Here is a 25,176-nt window from a genome sequence, read left to right as displayed (position 1 = left end):
GCACGAGGAGGGACCGGCTAACCACGCCGGGGCACACGTGCACATTCTTTTCTGCAACTGGCGCGACACGCGCAACCCCGAGGGCGGCGGCTCCGAGCACTACGTCGAGACCATGGCGCGCGGCCTCGTCGAGCGCGGCCACCAGGTCACGATCGCCTGCGCACGCCACGACGGCGCACCTGACGACGAGGTCGTCGACGGCGTCCGCTTCGTGCGGCGCGGCAGCAAGCTCGACATCTACGTCCTCACGTTCCTGCGCCTGCTGACCCGCCGCTACGGGCGCGTCGACCTCGTCGTCGACGTGCAGAACGGTCTGCCGTTCTTCACCCGGTGGGCCACCCGCGCCCGTGTCGTGGTGCTGGTGCACCACGTGCACCGTGAGCAGTGGCCCGTCGTCTACCCGGGCCTGGTCGGCCGCGTCGGCTGGTGGATCGAGAGCCGCCTCGCCCCGCGCCTGTACCGCCGCAGCCGCTACGTGACCGTCTCCGCCGCCAGCAAGGCCGAGCTGGTCGAGCTCGGCGTCGACCGCGACCGCATCCGCATCGTCCACAACGGCAACGACCCGGCGCCGCGCGCCGACGTCGAGCGCTCCGACGTGCCGCGCCTCGTGGTGCTCGGACGCCTGGTGCCCCACAAGCAGGTCGAGCACGCGATCGACGCCCTCGTGGCCGTGCGACGCACCCACCCGGGCGCCGTGCTCGACGTCGTCGGGTCGGGCTGGTGGGACGAGCAGCTGCACGACTACGCGCGCGAGGCCGGCGTGTCCGACGCGGTCGTCTTCCACGGCCACGTCGACGACACCACCAAGCACGCGCTGCTCGCGCAGGCCTGGGTCATGCTGCTGCCCTCGCTGAAGGAGGGCTGGGGCATCGTCGTCGGCGAGGCCGGTGCGCACGGCACGCCGACGGTCGCCTACGCCTCGGCGGGCGGCACGACCGAGTCCATCGACCACAAGGACTCCGGCCTGCTGGTCGAGGACCGTGACGAGCTCGTGCAGGCGACGTGCGACCTGGTGACCGACCACGAGTGGCGCGCGTTCCTCGGCGAGGGCGCTCGCACGAAGGCGGCCACGTTCACGTGGGGCGCCTCGCAGGCCGCCTTCGCGGCGGCGCTGGAGGACTGAGAGCGGCGACGCAGCACACACGACGAGGGGCCCGGTCCGAAGACCGGGCCCCTCGTCGTTGCTGTGCTGGATGCGTCAGTTGCCGTAGCTGACCGTGCTGGTCTGGACGGGCTCGGTGCCCGCGCTCTGCTGCGACTGCACGACGCCGACGGCGGTGGCCGCGGCAAGTCCGCATCCGACGAAGAAGGCGACGACGCCGCCCACGATTGAAGTTCCCACGTTTGTCCTCCCTCGAGACCACGTCAGGATACCAGGCAGGGAGACCACACGGGGCCGGACACGTGGCACAGGTCTCGTCGGGTCGCCGTCACGGGCTCGGCGCCACGGAGCTCAGCGCCGCGGTCGGGGGCTGCGCGTGCGCACCGCACCGACGGCCGCGCCGACCGTGGCGGCGAGCGCCACGACCACGGCAACGCCCCACATGCCCCAGGCGGCCGTGGTCGCGACCCGGTCGGTGTCGTCGACCTGACGCACGCGCGCGCCGGGGACCGACAGCACACGCAGGTCGGTGCCGCCGACCCGCTGCAGACCCCGCACCTGCCGGGCCGCCCGGTCGGCGTCGGGCGCCGTGGTGTCGAGCACCACGAGCCCGACGCCCAGGCGCGCGAGCGCACGCGGGACGTCGCGCGACCGCAGGGCCTGACGGACCTCTGCCGCCTTGCGATCCTCCCCCGCCACCGTCCGCCCGCCGACGACGAGCCGGTCGTCGGTGAGGGTGGTGCGGTCGAAGTAGCGGCCGGCCGGGTCGAGGACGGGACGTCCGTCGTTCCACGCCGGCGCGCGGTAGGCGGTGAACGGGAGCACGAGGAGGTCGCCCCGTACCTGCGACCGGGCGACGAGCTCCCGGGCCGTCTCCCACGACGCCGGGTAGCGGACGGGCTCCAGGCGGCCGCCGATCCCGTTCGCGAGGGCGGGCAGCAGCGCCAGCGGCAGCAGGACCCCGACGACGGCCGGGACCGCGGCGAGGCGACGTCGGGCGGCGACCCGCACGAGCGCGTCGACACCGACCGCGAAGGCCGCCACGAGCAGCGGGGCGACGAGTGCGAGGTACCGCGAGCCGTCGCGGAGCAGGGCCACGGCGCCCGAGCGTCGCACCAGGTCCTCGACGAGCTCCGGCGCGGCCCAGCCGAGGAGGGCGACCACGAGACCGACGACCGCGACCGGCGCGAGCGTGACGAGCGTCAGACGGTCGGTCCGCGCGAGGACGACCAGTCCTCCGAGGGCGACCACCCAGAGCACCACGGTGAGCACGAGTGAGAGACCTGTCCCGCGGCCGTCGGGCACGACGTCGCCGTTCCAGATGCCGCCGAGGGACAGCGCCGTCCCGACGTGCCCGAGGGCCCCCTCGGCCCGCAGGGCGAACGCGGTGACGCCGAGCGGGTCGGCGTCGACCGGACCGCGCAGCACCGACGTGACCACCCACGGGGCGTTGAGCACCGCAGCCAGCACGACGACCCGCAGGTAGCCGAACCGACGTCCGGCGAGCAGACCCGCCACCAGGCCCATCACTCCCCCGGCCGGCGTGAGGGCGGCGCCGGCGAGCGCGAGCACCACCACGCGCGGGCGGGGGTCGTCGCGGCGCAGCTCGCCGACGAGCCACAGCAGCCCCGCGTAGCCGAGCAGCATCGGCCACTGCCCGATCGCGAGGCGCTCCAGCACGTAGGGGTTCCAGACGGCCAGGGTCGCGGCGGCGAGCCGACCAGCGGTCCCGAGCGTCGGGACGAGTCGCGCCCCGCCGACGCCTGCCAGCACGAGCGCGCCGAGCAGCACGAGCCGTTGCACCACCCGCGGGTCGACCGCGGCCCCGAGGAGCGCGGCCACCGCGTCGGACGGGACGGCGCGCGGCAGCGCGCTGCCGAGGCCCCACAGGTCGTCGCGGTCGAGCGCGAGGCGCGGCACCCAGACCATGTCGTAGGAGAGGACGTAGCCGGGGCGGAACCAGGGCAGGCCGACGAGCACCGCCAGCACAGCGCTCCACTGCAGGACGATCGCGTCGCGCCACCGGCTCATGGTCCTCCTCGTTCGAGCCTCACCCTAGAGGTCGAGGGTGCCCCGCGCCGATGCTTCCGTCGGGCGACGGGACCAGGGGCTGGCTAGGGTGACCCGGTGACGAGCACCAGCCACCGCCTCTCGAGCGGCTCGACGGTCGCGCTCGGCATGGTCGGCATGAACGTCGCCATCTACGGGTTCACCGTGGCGGCCGCGCGGACCATGGTGCCGGCGGAGCTCGGTGCTCTCGTGGCCCTGCTCGGCGTGCTGCTCATGGGCAACGTCGTCTCGCTCGGCATCCAGGCGGTCACCGCGCGACGGATCGCCGTGGCGCCGCAGGACAGCGCCGACGTGATCGGCGTGGTGCTGCGGGTGACGGCCGCCGCCGCGCTCGCCGTGGGTGCCGTCGTGGCCCTGGCGTCGGTGGCGCTGGTACCGCTGCTGCGCCTCGACTCGGCCTGGCCCGTCGTCCTCGCGGGCGCGACCCTCGTCCCCCTGACCGTCATGGGCGCCCAGGCGGGCATCGCGCAGGGCTCGGAGCGCTGGCGCACCCTCACCGGCATCTACCTCGCCAACGGCTTCGGACGGCTGCTGTGCGGCACGATCGCGGTGCTCGTCGTCCCGTCGGCGACGTCGGCGATGGTCGGGATCGCCGTGGGCGCGTGGGCTCCCGTGCTCGTCGGCCTGCCCCTGCTGCGCGGACACCTGCGACCGGCGCAGGGGGTGAGCCGCCGGCCGCTCGTCCGCGAGACGGTGCTCGGCTCCCACGCCCTGCTCGCCTACTTCGTGCTGAGCAGCCTCGACGCGCTCGTGGCCCGCAACCGGTTCGAGGCGCACGAGGCGGGCTTGTACGCGGCAGGGCTCATCCTGTCGAAGGCCGCGTTGTTCGCGCCCCAGTTCGTCAGCGTCGTGCTCTTCCCCGACCTCGCCCGCGACGAGACCCGCCGCGCCCGCGCGCAGGCGGTGCTCGCGGTCGCCGGGCTCGGCGCGGTCGCCGTCGCCGCCACGGCCCTGCTCCCCCGCCTCGCCCTCGTGCTCGTCGGCGGCGCGCAGTACGAGGAGATCGCCGGTCGCCTCTGGCTGTTCGCTCTCGCCGGCTCCTGCCTCGCCGTGGTCCACCTGCTCGTCTTCGACGCGCTCGCCCGCCACGCCCACGGCGTCGTCGTCCTGGTGTGGGTCGCCGCCGCCCTCGTCGTCGCCGTCGCCTACGGCTTCGACGTCCACCTCACCGGCCTCGTCACCACCGTCGCCACCGTCTCCGCCGCCCTCGCCCTCGTCGTCTGGTTCGTCCCGGGCCGCACCACCACGCCGCGCTGACGGTCGGTCCTCGGGTCGGCCCTTCGTGGACCTGCGGCTGCGGTGGCTGCGGAAGTCTGGGCTTGGTGGTGCACTGGCGCAGGGGGACTGGGCTTGCTGGTGCGCTGCATCGGCCTTCGCTGGGGGTGGTCTCCGCAAGGGCCTCGACCGGGCGGCTGGGTGGCGAGGTGGCTCGGGTTCTCGGGCTGTGGCTCGGGTTGGACGCAAGACTCTGCGTTCGTGCGTTGGAGGGCCGAGGATGCTGCGTTTGCTACGGGATCCCGTCATCGACGCAGAAGCGTTCGGGCTGCAGCGCACGAAGGAAGAATCGTGGGCGCCCTTGGGGGTGGGGTGGGCAGCGCTTCTCCCTTCTCGTGGCACGGTCCACGAGAAGGAAGAATCCCTGCCCACCCCCGCCCCCTCAGCGGTTGACCTACTACCTCATAAGCGGTGGGAAGGGTGGCAGATCCACCGCCGACGTCGATGCGGTGGCAGAACTACCGCTCAGGGGCGGGAACGCAGCATCCTGCGTCCACCCCCCGGCGCGACCCGCAGCCCGAGATCCCGGACCACCCACCGCCCAGCCGCCCGGTCGAGGCCCTTGCGGAGCGCAGGACGACGCGAAGCCGCGCCAGCGCAGCCCCATCCAGGAGAGAAACCGCATCGACGCAGCCTCCCCCGAGCGAAGGGCGACGCGCTCAGGACCGTCGGCGGCGTCCGGTCAGTGGGCGGCCTCGTGCCAGGTGCGGCCGGTGCCGACGGAGACGTCGAGCGGCACGGAGAGCTGCGCGGCTGAGGCCATCTGCTCGCGCACGAGGGTCTCGAGGACGTCGCGCTCGCCGTCGGCGACCTCGAGGACGAGCTCGTCGTGGACCTGCAGGAGCAGCCGCGACCGCAGTCCCTGGTCACGCAGTGCTGCGTCGACGCCCAGCATCGCCACCTTGATGATGTCGGCGGCGGAGCCCTGGATGGGGGCGTTGAGCGCCATCCGCTCGGCCATCTCGCGTCGCTGACGGTTGTCGCTCAGCAGGTCCGGCAGGTAGCGGCGACGGCCGAGGATCGTCGCGGTGAACCCGGTCTGGCGGGCCTCCTCGACCACGCCGTGCAGGTACGTGCGCACGCCACCGAAGGTCTCGAAGTAGTCGTCCATGAGGCCCTGCGCCTCACCCGTCGAGATCTGCAGCTGCTGGCTCAGCCCGTAGGCCGACAACCCGTACGCCAGCCCGTAGTTCATCGCCTTGATCCGGGCCCGCAGTCCCCCGTCGATGTCGGTGGGCTCGCGCTCGAAGACCTTCGCCGCCATCACGGTGTGGAAGTCGTGCCCGGAGCGGAACGCCTCGATGAGGTCGGCGTCCTCGGACAGGTCGGCCATGATGCGCATCTCGATCTGGCTGTAGTCGGCGGTCAGCAGGGTCTCGTACCCCTCGCCGACGACGAACGCCTCGCGGATCCGCCGACCCGACTCGGTGCGGATGGGGATGTTCTGCAGGTTCGGGTCGGCCGAGCTGAGCCGACCGGTCGCCGCGATGGTCTGGTAGTAGGTCGTGTGGATCCGGCCGTCGGGCTGCACGGTCTTCTGCAGGCCCTCGACGGTCTGCCGCAGACGCGTCACGTCGCGGTGCGCGAGCAGGTGCTCCAGGAACGGGTGACCGGTCTTGACGAACAGCTGCTGCAGCGCCTCGGCGTCGGTGGTGTAGCCCGTCTTCGTGCGCTTGGTCTTCGGCATGTCCAGCTGGTCGAAGAGCACCTCCTGCAGCTGCTTGGGCGACCCGAGGTTCACCTCGCGGCCGATCGCCTCGTAGGCCTCCTCCGCCGCTGCCGTCATGCGACCGGTGAACTCCTCGTGCAACGCGTCGAGGTGCTCGGAGTCGACGGCGATGCCGGCGGTCTCGGCGGCAGCGAGCACGTGCACGAGGGGCAGCTCGACGTCGCGCAGCAGCGTGAGCGCCTCCTGCTGCTCCAGCTCCTCGGCGAGCACGCCCCACAGGTCGAGCGCGGCGCGGGCCCGCTGGGCGGCACCCTCGACGCCCGCGGTGTCGTCGTCGAAGGCGAGCTGGCCGGAGTCGTCGGCCGGGCTCAGGTCGCGCTTCAGCGCGCGCAGCGCGAGGTCGGCAAGGTCGTAGGAACGCTGGTCCGGACGCACCAGGTAGGCGGCGAGCGCGGTGTCGGCCGCCAGACCGCCCAGCGACCAGCCCTGCGCCGCCAGCGCGTGCCGCTGCCCCTTCGCGTCGTGCATGACCTTGGGGCGCTCCGCGTCGGCCAGCCACGAGGCGAGCACCTCCTCGTCGGCCTGGTCGAGCGACTCCGGCGCGAGGCTCACCGCACGACCCGCCGCCGTGGCGACGGTGAGCATGTCGACCCGTGCACCGACGGGGCGCAGCACACCCGTGACCTCGACCCCGACCGGCTCGGCTCCGGTGTGCTCCTCGAACCACGCCGCGAGCGTTCCGGCGGCGGGTCGGTCGACGACGACCTCGACGGCCGCCTCGTCGCTGCTCGACTCGTCGCCACCGCCCAGGTACTCGAACAGGCGGGTGCGCAGCGCCGCGAACTCCAGGGCGTCGAACACCTCGTGGATGGCGTCGCGGTTCCACTCGGTGCTGAACGCGAGGTCGGTGGGCTTGGCCGGGAGGTCGAGGTCGCGCACGAGCGCGTTGATGCGCCGGTTGCGGAGCACGTCGTCGAGGTGGGCCCGCAGCGACTCCCCCGCCTTGCCCTTCACGGCGTCGACGTCGGCGACGAGAGCCTCGAGCGACCCGTACTGGTTGATCCACTTGGCTGCCGTCTTCGGCCCGACCCCGGGGACGCCGGGGAGGTTGTCGCTCGTCTCGCCGACGAGCGCGGCGATCTCGGGATAGTGCTCGGGGGTGACCCCGTACTTCTCCTCGACCGCGGCCGGTGTCATCCGCGCGAGGTCGGAGACGCCCTTGCGCGGGTAGAGCACGGTGGTGGTGTCGGTGACCAGCTGGAGCGCGTCGCGGTCGCCGGTGCAGATCAGCACCTCCATGCCGTCTTCCTGAGCCTGCGTCGTGAGCGTGCCGATCACGTCGTCGGCCTCGAAGCCGTCCTTCTCGAACGCGGTGATGCCGAGCGCGGCGACGACATCCTTGATCAGCCCGACCTGGCCCTTGAACTCGTCGGGGCTCTTGCTGCGGTTGCCCTTGTACTCCGCGTACTCCTGCGTGCGGAAGGTCTGCCGCGACACGTCGAACGCCACGCCGACGTGCGTCGGGCGCTCGTCGCGCAGCACGTTGATGAGCATCGAGGTGAAGCCGAACACTGCGTTGGTGTGCTGCCCGGTGGTCGTGGAGAAGTTCTCCACGGGCAGGGCGAAGAAGGCTCGGTAGGCGACGGAGTGACCGTCGATCAGCAGCAGTCGATCCACGTCGTCGACTCTAGACGCACCGGCAGACAGTGGCCTGCGGCGTGTGCCTCGTGAGCGTCGTCGTGGGGTGGTGTCGTCGTGGTGGTGCGCTGCGGAGCGGGGGCCTCGACCTGCTGGTGCGCTGCTGCAGGGGTCCTGTGCTCGGTGGTGCGCTGCCGCAGGGGGTCTCGACCTGCCGGTGCGCTGCCTCGGCCGGCGCTGGGGTGGTCTCCGCAAGGGCCTCGACCGGGCGGCTGGCGGCGGCGCTGGTCTGGGGTCTCGGGCTGTGACCCGCGTCGAACACCAGGATCTGCGTTCATGCGTGGGACTCCAAGGCTTCTGCGTTTCCTACGGGATCCCGTCACCAACGCAGAAGCGTTCGACCTCAGGCGCGCGAATGAAGAATCGTGGGTGCCCTTTGCGTTGGGGGGACGCGAGATTCTCCCTTCTCGTGAACCGTTCCACGCGAAGGGAGAATCACCACCGCGCCCCGGCCGCCATCGGTGGATCTGCAACCGCAGAAGCGTTTCTGCGGTTGCAGATCCACCGATAGGACGCGCCAACGCAGAACCTTGGCCCCAGAACGCAGAAGAGAAGGATCGTGCGTCCAAAGGCGAGCTCGGGCCAGGCCCCGAGACCCGGAACCAGCCCCAGGCCCGCTGCCGGTCGAGGCCCTTTCGGAGACCAGCCCCGGCGAACGGCGAGGCAGCGCAGCGGCAAGGTCAGACCCCCTGCGGCACTGCACCAGCAGGGCCACGACCCCGCAGGCACCGCACCAGCAAGGTCACGACCCCCGCAGGCAGCGCACGACCACGACCACGCTCACGCCCGCGCGTAGGACGAATGAAACTCAGACCCGGCCGGAGCGGCGATCGTCCTGGCGGCGGCGCAGGGTGCGGCGGACGGCGATGAGCTTGCCGGTGTCGCGGGAGTGGGTGGCCTTCGAGCTGAGCCGGGAGCGCAGCCGGCTGGCCTGGATGGCGCGGACGGCGGCGACCTGGGTGAACCCGATCTTCGTCAGGTAGCGGTGCGGCTCGCGAGCCATCAGCGGGATCGCCGCGACGACGATCTCGCAGGCGTTCTCCTCGCCGTACGTCGCAGCGGCCGACAGCAGTGTCGCGGCGACGTTGCGCCGACGGTGACGCGGCGAGACCTGGATGTCGGTGACGATGAGGATGGGGGTGAGCGTGATCGGCGTCAGGGTGCTCAGGTCGCACACCGTCGCACCCACGATCTCGTCGTCGACGAGGGCAACGATGATGCGCTTGCCGGGCTTGGCGAGGGTCTGCTCGATCGCCGACTCCGCCTCCGTGGCGCTCGGCTCGCGGAACAGCGACTGGTAGGAGAACGCCTCCGCACCCTCCTCGTCGCTCACCGCGGCCGACTCGGCCCAGAGGGCCACGAGCTCGGCCGCGTCCTCGGGCACCGCGTCGCGCATCACGATCGGCGAGCGAGTGGCCATGACGTCCTCGGCGGGTGTCGGGCGCGACCCCGGGTGGACGGCTGTCACCATGGCCCGGTCGGGTCGTGCGATCTTCAACGAGCGAGAGGAGCCTACATGTTCGTGGGTAGCGGCACGCTCACCAACGTGGCCACCGTGCTCGTCGGGTCCGGGCTCGGCCTGCTGGTCGGCCATCGGCTGCCCGAACGGGTGCGCACGACCGTCACCTCCGCGCTCGGTCTCGTGACCCTGCTCATCGCTGCCGACGCCGCCCTCGCGGTCCGCAGCGACGCCCTCGTCGACGCGACGCCACGGGGCGCGCCGACGCTGATCGTCCTCGGCTCGCTGCTCGTGGGTGGCGTCGTCGGCTCGCTCCTGCGCCTGGAGGACCGGCTCGAGTCCTTCGGCGGGGTCCTGCAGCGCGCCCTCGCACGGGGCGACGGCGGCGACCGCGACCGCTTCGTCCAGGGCTTCGTCGTCGCCTCGCTCGTCTTCTGCGTCGGCCCCCTCACCATCCTCGGCTCGATCAACGAAGGGCTCGGACGCGGGGCGGAGCAGCTGCTCCTGAAGTCGGCGCTCGACGGCTTCGCGTCACTCGCCTTCGCCGCCGCGCTGGGCGTCGGGGTGATGGCCTCCGCGCTGGCCGTGCTGGTCGTGCAGGGGTCGCTGACGCTCGTCGGGCTGGCACTCGGCGAGGCGCTGCCGGCCGCCCACCTCGACGCGCTGGGCGCCACGGGCGGACTCGTCCTCGTGGGCGTGGCGCTGCGCCTGCTCGACCTGAAGGCCCTGCCGGTCGCCGACCTCCTGCCGGCGCTCCTCGTGGCGCCGCTGCTGACCCAGCTCGCCGTCTCCCTGGCCTGAGCGGACTTCACAGAACTGTTACCTGTGGACTTCCGCGAAGGGGCCACCTCGGACCCCGGCGGGGATATAGTCCCCGGGACGACGGCGCCACAAGCGCTGCCCGAACTCCAGGAGTCCTGCGTGCGACTGACATCCAAGGTCCTCGTGTCGGCGTTCCTGGCGTGTCTGGTCGTCCTGGTGCCACTCGGCGCCTCGGCCACCAGCACGCCCACGCCCAGCGCGAGCCCGACGGCGCCCACGGCGCCGGCCACCCCGCCGGACGGCGCCTACATCGGCGTCACGCTGCAGAACAGCGGTGACGACAAGGCCCCGATCCCCGGAGCGACGCTGAGCGTCGCCTCCTCCTCCGGCACCGAGGTCGGCGAGGCGGTGACCGACCCGAACGGACGCGCCTTCATCGCCATCCCGGAGCGGGGCAGCTACGTCGTCACCCTCGACACCGACACGCTGCCGTCGGGGATCCAGTTCGCCGGCAGCAACAAGCGCACGGTCGACGCGCTCCTGGACGGCGGCAACTTCGCCCAGTTCCAGATCGGCGTCGTCGAGCAGGCCGGACCCTCGCTCGGCGAGCGCTTCGCGGGCGCCATGGTCAACGGCGTGAAGTTCGGCCTCATCATCGCGCTCGCGGCCCTCGGCCTGTCGCTGATCTTCGGCACCACGAAGCTCACCAACTTCGCGCACGGCGAGATCATCACGTTCGGCGCGATCGCCACCTACGTCGCCAACCGCGCCTTCGGGCTGCCGGTCATCCTCGCGATCGTCGTGGCGGTCCTCGCCTCGGCGGCGTTCGGCTGGCTCCAGGACAAGTTCCTGTGGAAGCCGCTGCGCAGCAAGGGCATCGGCATCATCGCGATGATGATCGTCTCGATCGGCTTCGGTCTGCTGCTGCGCAACGTCTTCCAGTACACCTTCGGCGGCTCGCGCGAGTCGCTCTCGCAGTACGTCAACCAGACGCGCAAGTCCTACGGCCCGTTCGCGCTGGCCGACAAGGAGATCGCGATCATCCTCGTCTCGATCGTCGTGCTGACGGTCACCTGCGTGGTCCTCATGAAGACCCGCCTCGGCAAGTCGATGCGCGCCGTCGCCGACAACCCCGCGTTGTCGGCGTCGTCCGGCCTGCGCGTCGACGGCGTCGTGCGGTCCGTCTGGGTCCTCGGGTGCGCCCTGACCGGTCTGGCCGGCGGCCTGCTGGCGGTCAACAGCCAGGTCAACTTCCTCATGGGCTTCAAGCTGCTGCTGCTCGTGTTCGCGGCCGTGACCCTCGGCGGCCTCGGCACCATCTGGGGCGCGCTGGTCGGGTCGATGATCATCGGCATCATGGTGGAGGTCGGCACGCTGCAGATCGGCATCTGGCCCGGCGTCCCGTCGTCCATCAAGGAGGTCGGCGCCCTCGTGGTGCTCATCCTCATCCTGCTGATCAGGCCCCAGGGCATCCTGGGGCGCGCCGAGCGGATCGGCTGAAAGGGACTCCCATGGACTTCGGAACCATCCTCAACGCCGCTCTGTCGCAGGCGCTCGGACCGCAGGCGATCGTCTTCGCCCTCGCGGCCATCGGCCTCAACATCCACTTCGGCTACACCGGCCTGCTGAACTTCGGCCAGGCCGGCTTCATGGCGGTCGGCGCCTACGGCCTCGCCGTCACCGTCGTCACCTACGACCAGTCGTTCTGGCTCGGCGTCGTCGTCGCGCTCCTCGCCCCCGTGGTGCTGGCGCTCGTCCTCGGTGTGCCGACGCTGCGCCTGCGCGCGGACTACCTGGCCATCGCCACCATCGCGACGGCGGAGATCCTGCGTCTGGTGTTCGGTGCCGTGGAGACCAAGGACGTCTTCGGCGGCTCGAACGGCCTCACCGGCTTCGCCAAGACGTTCCAGGACCTCAACCCCTACTCCGGCGGCGTCGACTTCGGCGTCGTCCGGTTCCGCCAGGACGACCTGTGGTCGCTGACGGTCGGCTGGATCCTGGTCGCGCGCTCGGCTGCCTCTTCGTCTGGCTGCTCATGCGCAGCCCGTGGGGACGCGTGCTGCGCTCGATCCGCGAGGACGAGGACGCCGTCCGCTCGCTGGGCAAGAACGTGTTCGCCTACAAGATGCAGGCGCTCGTGCTGGGTGGTGTCTTCGGTGGTCTCGCCGGCCTCTTCCTCGCACTGAAGCAGGCGTCGGTCGTGCCGAGCGACTACTCCACGAACGTGACGTTCTTCGCCTACACCGCCCTGCTCATCGGCGGCGCGGCCCGCGTGCTCGGTCCCGTCATCGGCGCCATGATCTTCTGGCTCCTCATGGGCGGCATCGGCTCGTTCTTCAGCCAGGCCACGTCCGGCTCGAACCCGCTCATCCCCGACTGGGCGATGAGCGACATCCAGGCCAGCCTCGTCCGACTCATCCTCGTCGGCCTGGGCCTCATGCTCCTGATGATCTACCGACCGCAGGGGATCTTCGGCGACCGGAAGGAGCTGGCGATCGATGCCCGCTGACACCACCCCCACCACCGACCCGCTGGCCGGGGTCGCGAACACGCCCGGTGTGAAGAAGCCCGACGCGATCCTCGTCGGCTCCTCCATCACGCGGCAGTTCGGCGGCCTGAAGGCCGTCGACGTCGAGCACGTCGAGATCCAGCGTGGCGTCATCACGGCGCTGATCGGCCCGAACGGTGCCGGCAAGACGACGCTGTTCAACCTGCTCACCGGCTTCGACGCACCGGACACCGGCGAGTGGTCGTTCAACGGCCAGTCGCTGCAGAAGGTGCCGGCCTACAAGGTCGCCCGTCGTGGCATGGTGCGCACGTTCCAGCTGACGAAGGTGCTCTCGCGCCTCACCGTCATCGAGAACATGCGGCTCGGGGCCACCGGCCAGCGCGGCGAGCGCTTCTGGTCCGCCCCCTTCCGTGCCCTCTGGTCCGGCCAGGAGGACTCGATCACGACACGCGCCGACGAGCTGCTCGCCCGGTTCAAGCTCGACGCCAAGCGCGAGGACTTCGCCGGCTCCCTCTCGGGTGGCCAGCGCAAGCTGCTGGAGATGGCCCGCTCGCTCATGGTCGACCCCGAGCTGATCATGCTCGACGAGCCCATGGCCGGCGTGAACCCGGCCCTCAAGCAGTCGCTGCTCGGCCACGTGAAGTCGCTGCGCGACGAGGGCCGCACGGTGCTGTTCGTCGAGCACGACATGGACATGGTGCGCGACATCTCCGACTGGGTCATCGTCATGGCGCAGGGCAAGATCGTCGCCGAGGGCACCCCCGACCAGGTGATGTCCGACCAGGCCGTCATCGACGCCTACCTGGGCGCGCACCACGACACCGACATCACCGAGCTGGACGAGACCGAGCTTGAGCAGGCCACCGAGGCCGAGCTCGACCAGGAGGCCTGACATGGCAGAGATCCACGAGCCCGGCCAGGACGCCGGACGCGAGGCCGCACGCGACGCGAACTTCGCCGAGGAGCGCGCGAAGCACCAGAAGGGAGCCGACGGGGCCATCCTGCGCGCCGACGGCCTCATCGCCGGCTACCTGCCCGGCGTGAACATCCTCAACAGCGCCGACCTGTACTGCCAGCCCGGCGAGCTCGTCGGCATCATCGGCCCGAACGGCGCCGGCAAGTCGACGCTCCTGAAGTCGCTGTTCGGCCTGGTGACGATCCACGAGGGCAGCGTGACGCTGAAGGGTGAGGAGATCACCAACCAGCGCGCGGACCAGCTGGTCACCAAGGGCATCGGTTTCGTCCCCCAGACGAACAACGTGTTCCCGAGCCTGACGATCGAGGAGAACCTCGAGATGGGCTGCTACCAGGCGCCGAAGACGTTCACGGAGCGCTTCGCGTTCGTCACCGACCTGTTCCCGCGTCTCGGCGAGCGCCGCAAGCAGCGCGCCGGGTCGCTGTCCGGTGGTGAGCGTCAGATGGTCGCCATGGGTCGCGCCCTGATGATGGACCCGCAGGTGCTGCTGCTCGACGAGCCCTCCGCCGGCCTCTCCCCCGTCCTGCAGGACGAGGTGTTCGTGCAGACGCGCAACATCAACAAGGCCGGCGTCTCGGTCATCATGGTCGAGCAGAACGCCAAGCGCTGCCTGCAGATCTGCGACCGCGGCTACGTCCTCGACCAGGGCCGCTCCGCCTACTCGGGCACCGGCCGCTCCCTCGGCAACGACCCGAAGGTCATCGAGCTCTACCTCGGCACGCTGGGCAAGAAGGCGAGCTGACCGCTCCCCCCGGCTCGACCCCGAAGGCCCCCGACGCGCGCGTCGGGGGCCTTCGTGCGTCTGGAGGCGAGATTCCCAGGTCGACCTGGGAATCTCCCGGGAGGCACGGTTTCCTCCCGGCTGCCCGGTTTTCTCCCACGAGGCACGGTTCTCTCAGCCACGCACGGAGAGCTTTCCGTGCCTGGCTGAGGAAACCGTGCCTGGCGACTGCCCTGCGCCGCTACGAGGCAGCCGACTGTCCTGCGTCGATGAGATTCCCAGCTCGACCTGGGAATCTCCCGCGGAGCACGGTTCTCTCCCCGTTGCCCGGTTTCCTCCCGCGAGGCACGGTTCTCTCAGCTAGGCACGGAGAGCTTTCCGTGCGTGGCTGAGGAAATCGTGCCCGGTGCCCACGCTGCGCCGCCTGGAAGCCGTCCGAGCGTCGCGCGTCGCGCGTCGCGGAGATTCCCAGGTCGACCTGGGAATCTCTCACTCACCCTCGGTGTCATCCGCAGGTGAGTGGAAGAAGACCGTGGTGGGTTGCTGGTCCCCCTCAGGTCATGGGAATCAGCAAACCACCAGACGCGACGAGGCCCCCGGGTGGAACCCGGGGGCCTCGTGCGGGACGTGCTCGACGTCAGTGGCTCAGATCGTGCCGCTGATGTAGTCGACCGCCTTGTAGGTGTTGTCGGCGCCGTACTCGTAGATGCCGATGGAGGCGGCCGTCGGGCTGCCCGTCTCACCCAGCTCGATCGGACCGGAGACACCGTCGTAGTCGATGTCCTTGCCGTCCTTCAGGAGCGCGGCGCAGTCCTTGAACGTCGTGCACTTCTCGCCGCCCTCGGTGATGCCCGGGATCTCCTTGGCGATCTTGTCGCCCGCGTCGCTGTCGGCCTTGATGGCCGCGAGCGCCGACACGACGACCGCGTCGTAGGACTCGGCTGCGTAGGAGTAGTCCTTCAGCTTCGGGTCGACCTCGAGGAGGCGCTTCTTGAAGTCACCGGACGTCTCGGCGCCGGGGATGGTGCCCTTCGTGCCCTCGAGCGTGCCCTCGGGCAGCTTGCCGCTGTAGTCGGCCGTGTTGCCGTCGACGAAGTACGTCGGGACCTTCTGCGGGCCGACGTCGGCCTGCACCAGCTGCGGGATGATCGTCGTGGTCTCCTCGAAGGCGACGAGCACGATCGCGTCCGGCTTGCTGTCGGCGATCTCCTGGACCTGCGAGTCGTAGGACTGCGCGTTCTCGCCGTAGAAGACCGTCGCGGCGACCTTGGAGCCGGCGTTCTCGAGGCCCTTCTTGATCTCCGAGGCCAGCGTCTCGCCGTAGGCGTCCTGACGGGCCAGGATCGCGACGTTCTGGCGACCGTCCTGGACGAGCAGGTTCGACATCACGGCACCCTGGAGGATGTCCGAGGGCGCGGTGCGGAAGTACAGGTCGGGCTTCGCGTAGTCGCCCTTGTCGAAGTCGGTCGACGTGTTGGCGGGCGAGAACATCACGGTGCCGGCCGACATGATCTTGTCGATGACCGTCATCGAGACGCCCGAGGACGCGGCACCGACGATGACGTCGGAACCGGCGTCGAGCAGCTTGTCGGTCTCGGCCGGGGCGATGCCCGAGTCGGTGTCGCCCGAGTCGCCCTTGACGCCCTTGACGTCCTTGCCCAGCACGCCGCCGTCGGCGTTGATGTCCTTGATCGCGAGGTCGACGCCCGCGAACTCCGGCGGGCCGAGGAACGCGAGGCTGCCGGTCTGCGGGAGCAGGGTACCGATCGTCAGCGTGCCGTCGGCCTTGGAGGCCGAGGCCTTGTCGCCGCTGTCGCTGCTCTCGTCGTCGCTGCCGCTGCCTCCACCACAGGCGGCGAGCACGAGCGCGCCGGCCGCGGCGACCGCGGCGAGCCGCATGGTCCTGGTACTGCGCTTCATTGATCCTCCGGGAACTCTGGTCCGACCCCCGACGGGTCGAGCCGTAGGACGAAACTAGTCGCCGAGGGGGTCGCGCAGGTCGGGCTCGTGTGAAAGTCCTGTTTCGTAGTCAACTTGTAATACGGATCGCTCACTCGGGTGAGGGATCGGCACCCGGCACACCGTGCTCCACGACCCGTTCGGCGACCGTGCGCATGGGCATGCGCAGGTCCATGGCCGTCCGCTGGATCCACCCGAACGCCTCCGGCTCGCTGAGCCCGAGGGCAGCCTGCAGCTGCGCCTTGGCGCGCTCGACGACCTTGCGGGTGGCGAGCTGGTCGGTGAGGTCCTCGACCTCCGCCTCCAGTGCCGCGAGCTCAGCGAACCGGCTGCGGGCCATCTCGATGGCGGGGACGAGGTCGGAGGCCGTGAACGGCTTGACCAGGTAGGCCATCGCCCCGGACTCGCGGGCACGGTCGACGAGGTCGCGCTGGCTGAACGCAGTCAGCATGACGACGGGCGCGATCCGCTCCCCCGCGATGCGACGTGCCGCCGCGATGCCGTCGAGCCGCGGCATCTTGACGTCCATGACGACCAGGTCGGGCCGCAGGGCCGTGGCGAGCTCGACGGCCTCGACACCGTCCGCAGCCTGCCCGACGACGTCGTAGCCTTCCTCGGCGAGCATCTCGGCGAGGTCGAGCCGGATGAGTGCCTCGTCCTCGGCGATGACGACACGGGGACGGTCGACGGGCTCACCGGTCACAGGGGTCTCGTCGGTGCGGGGCGTCTCGGTCGGTCGGCTGGTCACGTGAGAAGGTTAGCGGGCACGCGCGGCGCGCCGACTTGGCGGAATGGTAGACGCGACGGTCTCAAAAACCGTTGTCCGAGAGGGCGTGCGGGTTCGAGTCCCGCAGTCGGCACCAGCGCGCCCGCGGACCGTCAGTCCGACCCGCGCCCCGTCTGCTCCTGGAGCCGCTCGATGTGCTCGGAGGCCTCCGCCTTCGTGAGGTCGGCCGAGAGCGTCTCGCCGGCGTCGCGGGCGAGCGTGTCGAGGTACGAGCGCTGCGCGCCGGTCATCGGCTCGTCGCCGGTGACCCAGTCCTGCGGGTCCTTCTCGGTGGTGCCGCCGGCGTCCGCACCGATGACGTCGGACCCGGGCGCGGCGTCCGCCGTGGACTCGGAGGACGTGTTCGACGACGTGTTCGATTCAGTCATGTCCCCGCCGTACGTCGCCCCGCCGACACCCGCGCGTCGAGCGTCGACGCCGGGCTCAGTTCTCCTCGGCGGGGTGCTCGTACGCGGGCACGACGCGGTTGATGGCATCGCCCATGCGGTGGATGCGCAGCGCGTTGGTGGAGCCGGGGATGCCGGGCGGGGCGCCGGCGACGATGACGACCTCGTCGCCGTGCGAGCACCGCGCGACCTCGAGCAGCCGCTTGTCGACCTGCAGCACCATCTCGTCGGTGTGCTTGACCTCGGGCACGAGGAACGTCTCGACGCCCCAGGTGAGCGCGAGCTGGTTGCGGGTCATGGGGTCGGGCGTGAACGCGATGACCGGGATGTGCGAGCGGTAGCGCGACATGCGGCGGGCGGACCCACCGATCGTCGTGAACGCGACGACGTAGCGCGCGTCGATGGCCTCGGCCACCTGCGAGGCACCACGGCAGATGATGCCGGTGCGGGTCTTCGCCTGCCAGGTGTAGGCGGCCATGCGCGGCAGGCCGTGGTCCTCGGTGGACTCGATGATGCGCGCCATCGTGCGCACCGTCTGGATCGGGTACTCCCCCACGCTGGTCTCGCCGGACAGCATCACCGCGTCGGCGCCGTCGAGCACCGCGTTGGCGACGTCGGACGCCTCCGCGCGGGTCGGGCGCGGGGCCGAGATCATCGACTCCAGCATCTGGGTGGCGACGATGACCGGCTTGGCGTTGCGCCGCGCCTTCTCGACGATCAGCTTCTGCACGATCGGCACGTCCTCGAGCGGGAGCTCCACGCCGAGGTCGCCGCGCGCGACCATGAAGCCGTCGAAGGAGTCCATGATCTCGTCGAGGTTGTCGACGGCCTGCGGCTTCTCGATCTTCGCGATGACGGGACGGTGGATGTCGAGCTCGTGCATGACGCGGCGGACGTCGTCGGCGTCGCGGGCGTTGCGCACGAACGACAGCGCGACGAAGTCGACGCCCTGGCGCAGAGCGAACCGCAGGTCCTCGACGTCCTTGTCGCTCATGGCGGGGACGCTCACGGCGACACCGGGCAGGTTGATGCCCTTGTTGTTGCTGAGGCGTCCCGCGGTCTCGCAGATGGTCACGACGTCGTGCCCGGTGACCTCCAGGGCCCGCAGCCGCACGCGGCCGTCGTCGATCAGGATCTCGTCGCCGGGCGAGACGTCGCCCGGCAGCCCCGAGTAGGTGGTGGAGGCGCGCTCGGCGTCGCCGGGCACGTCGTCGGTGGTGATGGTGAACCGGTCGCCGACGGCGAGGTCGACGGGGCCGTCGGCGAAGCGGCCGAGCCGGATCTTCGGACCCTGGAGGTCGGCGAGCACGGCGATCGCCTTGCCGGTGCGCTCGGCGGCGGCACGGACGTGGCCGAGGTTGGCCTCGTGGTCGGCATGGTCGCCGTGGCTCATGTTGAGGCGGGCGACGTCCATGCCCGCCTCGGCCAGCTGGAGGATACGCTCGGCGGTCGCGACGGCCGGTCCGAGCGTGCAGACGATCTTGGCTCTACGCACTCCACGACCCTATCGACAGCGGGGGTGTACCGGCGAGTCACTTGGTGGACGCGCGCAACAAAAGACGCTGAGAGTTCACCGGGCCCGTCGACGAGGCCCCCGACGGGACGGCGAAGGGGCCGGGAGCTGCTGCTCCCGACCCCTTCGTACGGCGACCTGGGCCGCCTGCGCACCGTGTCGCTCAGACCATCAGCGGCCGGTCGTTCGGCTTGATCGGGCGCGGCAGCGGGCTGCGTCCGCCGGTCAGGTAGGCGTCGACGCCGGCGGCCGCGGAGCGTCCCTCGGCGATCGCCCAGACGATGAGCGACTGACCGCGGCCGGCGTCGCCGGCCACGAACACGCCCGGCACCGACGACATGAAGTCGCGGTCGCGGACGATGTTGCCGCGCTCGTCGAGGTCGACGCCGAGCTGCTCGACGAGGCCCTCGCGCTGGGGACCGGTGAAGCCCATCGCGAACAGCACGAGCTGCGCGGGGATCACCTTCTCCGAGCCGGGCACCTCCTCGAACCGGCCGTCCTTCATCTCGACATCGACGATGCGCAGGCCGGCGACGTTGCCGTCGTCGTCGCCGACGAACTCCTTCGTGGAGACGGCGTACTTGCGCTCGCCGCCCTCCTCGTGCGCCGACGCGACGCGGTAGACCATCGGGTAGGTCGGCCACGGCTGCGTCTCGGGCCGGTCGTCGCCGGGCTGCGGCATGATCTCCAGGCTGGTCACCGAGCGCGCGCCCTGGCGGATCGACGTGCCGAGGCAGTCGGCACCGGTGTCGCCGCCACCGATGATGACGACGTCCTTGTCGGTCGCCAGGATCTGGTCCTGCACCTCCTCGCCGACCGCGACGCGGTTGGCCTGCGGCAGGAACTCCATCGCCTGGTGGATGCCGGCGAGCTCACGCCCCGGGGCGGGGAGGTCGCGGCGCACCGTCGAGCCGATGGCGAGCACGACGGCGTCGTAGCGGTCGCGCAGCTGGCTGCCGGTGAGCGTGTCGCCCACCTGCACGCCGGTGCGGAACACGGTGCCCTCGCGCTGCATCTGCTCGACGCGACGGTCGACGTGCACCTTCTCCATCTTGAACTCCGGGATGCCGTACCGCAGCAGACCGCCGGCCTTGTCGTCGCGCTCGTACACCGCGACGGTGTGACCGGCGCGGGTCAGCTGCTGCGCGACGGCGAGACCGGCCGGACCCGAGCCGACGACGGCCACGGTCTTGCCCGTGAGGTACTCCGGCGGCTCGGGGCGCACGTTCCGCCACTCCCACGCGCGGTCGATGATCGAGACCTCGACGTTCTTGATGGTCACCGGCTCGCGGTTGATGCCGACGACGCACGCCGTCTCGCACGGGGCCGGGCAGAGCCGACCCGTGAACTCCGGGAAGTTGTTCGTCGCGTGCAGCCGGTCGATCGCCTCGATCCAGTCGTCGCGCCAGACCAGGTCGTTCCACTCCGGGATCAGGTTGCCCAGCGGGCAGCCCTGGTGGCAGAACGGGATGCCGCAGTCCATGCAGCGTCCGGCCTGCTCCGTGATGATCGGGAGCAGCGCCTTGCCCGGTCCACCGGGGTAGACCTCGTTCCAGTCGTTCACCCGCTCCTCGACGGGGCGGCGCGGGGCCACCTGGCGGGGGGTCGTGATGAAACCTCGGGGATCAGCCACGTGCGGCCACCTCCATCATGCGTGCGGTCGTGTCGTCCTCGGACAGGCCCTCGGCCTCGGCCTCGGCCTTGGCGTCGAGCACCTTGCGGTAGTTGACGGGCATGACCTCGGTGAAGCGTGCGAGCGACTGCTCCCACGCGCCGAGCAGCTGCTCGGCCACGGCGGAGCCGGTCTCCTCGTGGTGCTTGACCACGAGGGCGTGCAGCGCCTCGGCCGCCTCCGACCCCGCCTCGACGGTGTTCAGCGCGACCATCTCGGGGTTGACGAGCGAGTGGTCGAGGTCCAGGACGTAGGCCTGACCGCCGCTCATGCCGGCCGCGACGTTGCGGCCGGTCGGTCCGAGGATGACCACGGTGCCTCCGGTCATGTACTCGAGCGCGTGGTCGCCCACGCCCTCGACGACGGCCGACGCACCGGAGTTGCGCACGCAGAACCGCTCGCCGACCTTGCCGCGCAGGAAGATCTCGCCGCTGGTCGCGCCGAAGCCGATGACGTTGCCGGCCACGATCTGCGCCTCCGCCGCGAACGTCGCGTCGCGCGGGGGCCGCACGACGAGCCGTCCGCCGGAGAGACCCTTGCCGACGTAGTCGTTGCCGTCACCCTCGAGCCGCAGCGTGATGCCGCGCGGCACGAACGCGCCGAAGGACTGGCCCGCCGACCCGAGGAAGGTCAGGTCGATGGTGTTCTCCGGCAGGCCCTCGCCGCGGTACCGCTTCGTCAGCTCGTGGCCGAGCATGGTGCCGACCGTGCGGTTGACGTTGCGGATGGGCAGCTGCGCACGCACCGGCTCGCCCCGCTCGAGCGCGTCCGCGCTGATGCGGATGAGCTCCGCGTCGAGCGCCACGTCGAGCCCGTGCTCCTGGCCGCTGGTGTTGCGCAGCGACGCACCCTCCGGCAGCTCGGGCACGTACAGGATCGGCGAGAGGTCGAGGTGCTGGGCCTTCCAGTGGTCGACGGCCTGGCGGACGTCGAGCACCTCGGCGTGGCCCACGGCCTCGTCGATCGAGCGGAAGCCGAGCTCCGCGAGGTACTCGCGCACCTCCTGGGCGAGGAACTCGAAGAAGTTCACGACGTACTCCGCCTTGCCCGAGAACTTCTCGCGCAGCTGGCGGTTCTGCGTCGCGACGCCGACCGGGCAGGTGTCGAGGTGGCAGACGCGCATCATGATACAGCCGCTGACGACGAGGGGTGCGGTCGCGAAGCCGAACTCCTCGGCCCCGAGCAGCGCCGCCACGACGACGTCGCGGCCGGTCTTGAGCTGACCGTCGCACTGCACGACGATGCGGTCGCGCAGCCCGTTGACGAGCAGGGTCTGCTGGGTCTCGGCGAGACCGAGCTCCCACGGACCGCCGGCGTGCTTGAGCGACGTCAGCGGCGACGCACCCGTCCCGCCGTCGTGGCCGGAGATCAGCACGACGTCGGCCTTCGCCTTCGAGACGCCTGCCGCGACCGTGCCGACGCCGACCTCGGAGACCAGCTTGACGTGCACGCGGGCCGACGGGTTGGCGTTCTTCAGGTCGTGGATGAGCTGCTTGAGGTCTTCGATCGAGTAGATGTCGTGGTGCGGCGGCGGCGAGATGAGGCCGACGCCCGGCGTCGAGTGACGCGTCTTGGCCACCCACGGGTACACCTTCGGTCCGGGCAGCTGGCCGCCCTCGCCGGGCTTCGCGCCCTGCGCCATCTTGATCTGGATGTCGTCGGCGTTGCTGAGGTACTCGCTGGTGACGCCGAAGCGTCCCGACGCGACCTGCTTGATCGACGAGCGACGCTCCGGGTCGTAGAGCCGCTCGGGGTCCTCGCCGCCCTCGCCGGTGTTGGACTTGCCGCCGAGGCGGTTCATCGCGATGGCGAGGGTCTCGTGCGCCTCCTGGCTGATCGAGCCATAGCTCATCGCGCCGGTGGAGAAGCGCTTGACGATCTCGCTGACCGGCTCGACCTCGTCGATCGGCACGGGCGGACGCACGCCCTCCTTGAAGGAGAACAGGCCACGCAGCGTCATCAGCCGCTCGGACTGCTCGTCGACGCGCTCGGTGTACTTCTTGAAGATGTCGTAGCGGCCCGAGCGGGTGGAGTGCTGCAGGCGGAACACCGTCTCGGGGTCGAAGAGGTGCTCCGGCCCCTCGCGACGCCACTGGTACTCACCGCCCACCTCGAGGACGCGCCGACGACCGACGATGCCCTGGGTGGGGTACGCGCGGGCGTGCCGCGAGGCCACCTCGTCGGCGATGACGTCGAGACCGATGCCGCCGAGCTTGCTCGACGTGCCCGTGAAGTAGGCGTCGACGACCTCGTGCGACAGTCCGACGCACTCGAAGATCTGCGCACCCGTGTAGGACGCGACCGTCGAGACGCCGATCTTGCTCATGACCTTGAGGACGCCCTTGCCGAGGCCGTAGACAACGTTGCGCACGGCCTGCTCCGGCTTGACGTCGCGCACGAAGTTCGCCTCGCGGGCGAGGTCCTCGGCCGACTCCAGCGCCAGGTACGGGTTGACGGCCGTCGCGCCGTAGCCGATGAGCAGCGCGACGTGGTGCACCTCGCGGACGTCGCCGGTCTCGACGAGCAGACCGGCCTGCGAGCGCAGCTTCTCGCGCACCATGTGGTGGTGCACGGCGGCCGTGAGCAGCAGCGACGGGATCGGCGCGCGCTCGGAGTCGGAGTGCCGGTCCGAGAGCACGATGATGCGGGCGCCGTCGGCGACCGCGCGCGAGACGTCGGCGCAGATCTCGTCGAGCTTGGCCTTGAGCGCCGCGCCGCCGCCGTTGACGTCGTAGAGGCCGCGGACCACGTGCACGCTGAACCCCGGCATGTCGCCGTCCTTGTTCATGTGCCGGATCTTCGCGAGCTCGTCGTTGTCGATCACCGGGAACGGCAGCTGCAGCATGCGGCACGAGGCCGGGCTCGGCTCGAGCAGGTTCGCCTCGGGACCCATCGTGCCCGCGAGGGACGTGACGACCTCCTCGCGGATGGCGTCGAGCGGCGGGTTGGTGACCTGCGCGAACAGCTGGCTGAAGTAGTCGAACAGCATGCGCGGGCGCTCGGAGATGGCGGCGATGGGCGTGTCGGTGCCCATCGAGCCGATCGCCTCGGCGCCGGTGCGGGCCAGCGGGGCGAGCAGGATCCGCAGGTCCTCCTCGCTGTAGCCGAAGACCTGCTGGCGACGCGTCACGGACGCGTGCGTGTGGATGATGTGCTCCAGGTCGGGCAGGTCCTCGAAGCGGACGAGACCGGAGTAGAGCCACTCGTCGTAGGGGTGCTCGTTCGCGAGCCGGGACTTGATCTCCTCGTCCTCGACGACGCGGTGCTCGTCGAGGTCGAGCAGGAACATCCGGCCCGGCTCGAGACGGCCCTTGCGGGTGATGGTGGCGGGGTCGAGGTCGAGCACGCCGGCCTCGGACGCGAGCACCACGAGACCGTCGTCGGTGATCCAGAAGCGGCCCGGGCGCAGGCCGTTGCGGTCGAGGACCGCGCCGATCTGCGTGCCGTCGGTGAAGCACACGCAGGCGGGCCCGTCCCAGGGCTCCATGATCGAGGAGTGGAACTCGTAGAACGCCCGACGTGCGGGGTCCATGACGTCGTTGTTCTCCCACGCCTCGGGGATCATCATCATCACGGCGTGCGGCAGCTCGCGACCGCCGAGGTGCAGCAGCTCGAGCACCTCGTCGAGCGAGGCGGTGTCGCTGCCCTCGGGGTCGCAGATGGGGTACAGGCGCGAGAGGTCGCCGGGGATCAGCTCGCTCTCGAGGGTCGCCTCGCGGGCGCGCATCCAGTTGCGGTTGCCGCGCGCGGTGTTGATCTCGCCGTTGTGCGCGACGAACCGGAAGGGGTGCGCGAGCGGCCAGCTCGGGAACGTGTTGGTCGAGAAGCGGCTGTGCACGATGGCCAGGGCCGACTCCATGCGCTCGTCGAGCAGGTCGGGGAAGAACGCGTCGAGCTGCTCGGTCGTGAGCATGCCCTTGTAGACGAGGGTCCGCGCCGACAGCGACGGGAAGTACACGCCCGTCTCGTGCTCCGCGCGCTTGCGCAGGCAGAACGCGAGCCGGTCGAGCTCGAGGCCCGAGCGGGGCTGGCCGGCCGACTCGACGTAGAGCAGCTCGAACGACGGCATCGCACCGCGCGCCATGGAGCCGAGGATGTCGGGCTGGACGGGCACCGGGCGCCAGCCGAGGACGGTCAGCGACTCCTCGGCGGCGATCGCCTCGACGCGCTGCTTGGCCTCGGCCGCCGCGTCGGGCTCGGCCGGCAGGAACGCCAGGCCGACCGCGTAGCTGCCGGTCTCGGGCAGGTCGAAGCCCTGCTCCTGCGCCACGCCGCGGACGAACCGGTCGGGGACCTGCAGCAGGATGCCGGCGCCGTCGCCGGTGTTCTCCTCGGCACCGACGGCGCCGCGGTGGTCGAGGTTGCGCAGCGCGGTGAGACCGTGCTGGACGATCTCGTTGCTCGGCACGCCCGACAGGGTCGCGACGAACGCCACGCCACAGGCGTCGCGCTCGTGCATCGGGTCGTAGAGGCCCTGCGCGGCCGGGAGGGCCGAGAACTTCGGGCCGGAGGTCCGCTGCAGCTCAGGAGGGGTGGATGCGCTCACCGAGAGTCCCTTCTCGCGTCATCATGATGGGTGCTGGACCACCGTGGAGGTGGTCCGACCCTGGGACGACGT

The 25,176-nt window shown here is 70.8% G+C and carries 18 protein-coding genes and 1 tRNA gene; 9 read left to right on the top strand and 10 right to left on the bottom strand.

The window, feature by feature from the left end; genetic code table 11:
• Positions 1 to 37 precede the first annotated feature (37 nt).
• Positions 38 to 1,123, top strand: a complete 1,086-nt coding sequence (locus QE370_RS12330; RefSeq protein ID WP_309634524.1) for a glycosyltransferase family 4 protein — start codon at positions 38 to 40, stop codon at positions 1,121 to 1,123.
• Positions 1,124 to 1,198: 75 nt separating this feature from the next.
• Here QE370_RS12330 and QE370_RS12325 read toward each other — a convergent pair whose 3' ends face one another.
• On the bottom strand, positions 1,199 to 1,342 hold the full coding sequence (locus QE370_RS12325; protein WP_158509204.1) for a hypothetical protein: 144 nt from the start codon (positions 1,340 to 1,342) through the stop codon (positions 1,199 to 1,201).
• Between the two features lie 111 nt (positions 1,343 to 1,453).
• A complete protein-coding gene (locus QE370_RS12320; protein WP_309634523.1) occupies positions 1,454 to 3,133 on the bottom strand; it encodes a hypothetical protein in 1,680 nt (559 codons plus the stop codon).
• Between the two features lie 96 nt (positions 3,134 to 3,229).
• Here QE370_RS12320 and QE370_RS12315 point away from each other — a divergent pair, with 96 nt between their 5' ends.
• Positions 3,230 to 4,429: a polysaccharide biosynthesis protein gene (locus QE370_RS12315; protein ID WP_253023687.1), complete on the top strand. Its 1,200-nt coding sequence runs from the start codon at positions 3,230 to 3,232 to the stop codon at positions 4,427 to 4,429.
• Positions 4,430 to 5,129: 700 nt separating this feature from the next.
• On the opposite strand, the gene polA is transcribed toward QE370_RS12315, so the two are convergent.
• Positions 5,130 to 7,793, bottom strand: coding sequence for a DNA polymerase I (gene polA / locus QE370_RS12310; protein ID WP_309634522.1), 2,664 nt, complete (start codon positions 7,791 to 7,793; stop codon positions 5,130 to 5,132).
• 829 nt (positions 7,794 to 8,622) lie between these two features.
• Positions 8,623 to 9,312 carry a GNAT family N-acetyltransferase gene (locus QE370_RS12305; RefSeq protein ID WP_309634521.1) on the bottom strand — a complete coding sequence of 230 codons (690 nt, stop codon included), beginning with the start codon at positions 9,310 to 9,312 and terminating at the stop codon, positions 8,623 to 8,625.
• A gap of 18 nt (positions 9,313 to 9,330) precedes the next feature.
• Between QE370_RS12305 and QE370_RS12300 the strand changes: the two genes are divergently transcribed.
• The 6 genes from QE370_RS12300 (at position 9,331) to QE370_RS12275 (ending at position 14,262) form a co-directional block, all read left to right on the top strand.
• Positions 9,331 to 10,074, top strand: coding sequence for a DUF554 domain-containing protein (locus QE370_RS12300; protein ID WP_253023681.1), 744 nt, complete (start codon positions 9,331 to 9,333; stop codon positions 10,072 to 10,074).
• A gap of 120 nt (positions 10,075 to 10,194) precedes the next feature.
• Entirely contained in the window at positions 10,195 to 11,535 is a 1,341-nt protein-coding gene (locus QE370_RS12295; protein ID WP_144433749.1) for a branched-chain amino acid ABC transporter permease, read from the top strand.
• Between the two features lie 11 nt (positions 11,536 to 11,546).
• Positions 11,547 to 12,221, top strand: coding sequence for a branched-chain amino acid ABC transporter permease (locus tag QE370_RS12290; protein WP_309634520.1), 675 nt, complete (start codon positions 11,547 to 11,549; stop codon positions 12,219 to 12,221).
• Positions 12,146 to 12,544 (top strand): ABC transporter permease subunit, encoded by a 399-nt coding sequence (locus QE370_RS12285; protein ID WP_396127821.1) that lies wholly within the window; start codon positions 12,146 to 12,148, stop codon positions 12,542 to 12,544. The genes QE370_RS12290 and QE370_RS12285 overlap by 76 nt, the downstream gene beginning before the upstream one ends.
• On the top strand, positions 12,534 to 13,436 hold the full coding sequence (locus QE370_RS12280; protein WP_286690061.1) for an ABC transporter ATP-binding protein: 903 nt from the start codon (positions 12,534 to 12,536) through the stop codon (positions 13,434 to 13,436). Before QE370_RS12285 ends, QE370_RS12280 begins: the two co-directional genes overlap by 11 nt.
• A 1-nt stretch (position 13,437) precedes the next feature.
• Positions 13,438 to 14,262, top strand: coding sequence for an ABC transporter ATP-binding protein (locus QE370_RS12275; RefSeq protein ID WP_083516390.1), 825 nt, complete (start codon positions 13,438 to 13,440; stop codon positions 14,260 to 14,262).
• Between the two features lie 624 nt (positions 14,263 to 14,886).
• On the opposite strand, the gene QE370_RS12270 is transcribed toward QE370_RS12275, so the two are convergent.
• Positions 14,887 to 16,161 (bottom strand): ABC transporter substrate-binding protein, encoded by a 1,275-nt coding sequence (locus tag QE370_RS12270; protein ID WP_309634519.1) that lies wholly within the window; start codon positions 16,159 to 16,161, stop codon positions 14,887 to 14,889.
• A gap of 130 nt (positions 16,162 to 16,291) precedes the next feature.
• On the bottom strand, positions 16,292 to 16,903 hold the full coding sequence (locus QE370_RS12265) for an ANTAR domain-containing response regulator (RefSeq protein WP_253023692.1): 612 nt from the start codon (positions 16,901 to 16,903) through the stop codon (positions 16,292 to 16,294).
• 74 nt (positions 16,904 to 16,977) lie between these two features.
• On the opposite strand from QE370_RS12265, the gene QE370_RS12260 reads away from it, so the two are divergent.
• Positions 16,978 to 17,063: transfer RNA gene (locus QE370_RS12260), tRNA-Leu, on the top strand.
• 16 nt (positions 17,064 to 17,079) lie between these two features.
• On the opposite strand, the gene QE370_RS12255 is transcribed toward QE370_RS12260, so the two are convergent.
• From QE370_RS12255 to gltB, 4 genes are all read right to left on the bottom strand, one after another.
• The gene (locus tag QE370_RS12255) at positions 17,080 to 17,355 is read right to left on the bottom strand and encodes a DUF3072 domain-containing protein (RefSeq protein ID WP_253023676.1); all 276 of its coding nucleotides are present in this window, start codon (positions 17,353 to 17,355) and stop codon (positions 17,080 to 17,082) included.
• 55 nt (positions 17,356 to 17,410) lie between these two features.
• Complete coding sequence (pyk, locus tag QE370_RS12250) at positions 17,411 to 18,868, bottom strand: pyruvate kinase (protein ID WP_253023675.1); 1,458 nt, start codon at positions 18,866 to 18,868, stop codon at positions 17,411 to 17,413.
• A 181-nt stretch (positions 18,869 to 19,049) separates the two neighbouring features.
• Positions 19,050 to 20,519: a glutamate synthase subunit beta gene (locus tag QE370_RS12245; RefSeq protein ID WP_253023674.1), complete on the bottom strand. Its 1,470-nt coding sequence runs from the start codon at positions 20,517 to 20,519 to the stop codon at positions 19,050 to 19,052.
• Positions 20,512 to 25,080 carry a glutamate synthase large subunit gene (gltB, locus tag QE370_RS12240; RefSeq protein ID WP_256475073.1) on the bottom strand — a complete coding sequence of 1,523 codons (4,569 nt, stop codon included), beginning with the start codon at positions 25,078 to 25,080 and terminating at the stop codon, positions 20,512 to 20,514. The genes QE370_RS12245 and gltB overlap by 8 nt, the downstream gene beginning before the upstream one ends.
• Positions 25,081 to 25,176: the final 96 nt, after the last annotated feature.

The sequence above is a fragment of the Aeromicrobium sp. SORGH_AS_0981 genome (assembly GCF_031453195.1).
Taxonomy (GTDB): Bacteria; Actinomycetota; Actinomycetes; order Propionibacteriales; family Nocardioidaceae; genus Aeromicrobium.
Note: the sequence above shows the minus strand (reverse complement) of the source record. Positions and strands in the feature narration are given on the sequence as shown.

Bases quoted from the DNA above. Each gene is read 5' to 3' on its own strand.
- QE370_RS12320 (WP_309634523.1), bottom strand. From the start codon at position 3,133: ATGAGCCGGTGGCGCGACGCGATCGTCCTGCAGTGGAGCGCTGTGCTG.
- QE370_RS12300 (WP_253023681.1), top strand. From the start codon at position 9,331: ATGTTCGTGGGTAGCGGCACGCTCACCAACGTGGCCACCGTGCTCGTC.
- QE370_RS12290 (WP_309634520.1), top strand. From the start codon at position 11,547: ATGGACTTCGGAACCATCCTCAACGCCGCTCTGTCGCAGGCGCTCGGA.
- QE370_RS12280 (WP_286690061.1), top strand. From the start codon at position 12,534: ATGCCCGCTGACACCACCCCCACCACCGACCCGCTGGCCGGGGTCGCG.
- QE370_RS12275 (WP_083516390.1), top strand. From the start codon at position 13,438: ATGGCAGAGATCCACGAGCCCGGCCAGGACGCCGGACGCGAGGCCGCA.
- QE370_RS12270 (WP_309634519.1), bottom strand. From the start codon at position 16,161: ATGAAGCGCAGTACCAGGACCATGCGGCTCGCCGCGGTCGCCGCGGCC.
- QE370_RS12255 (WP_253023676.1), bottom strand. From the start codon at position 17,355: ATGACTGAATCGAACACGTCGTCGAACACGTCCTCCGAGTCCACGGCG.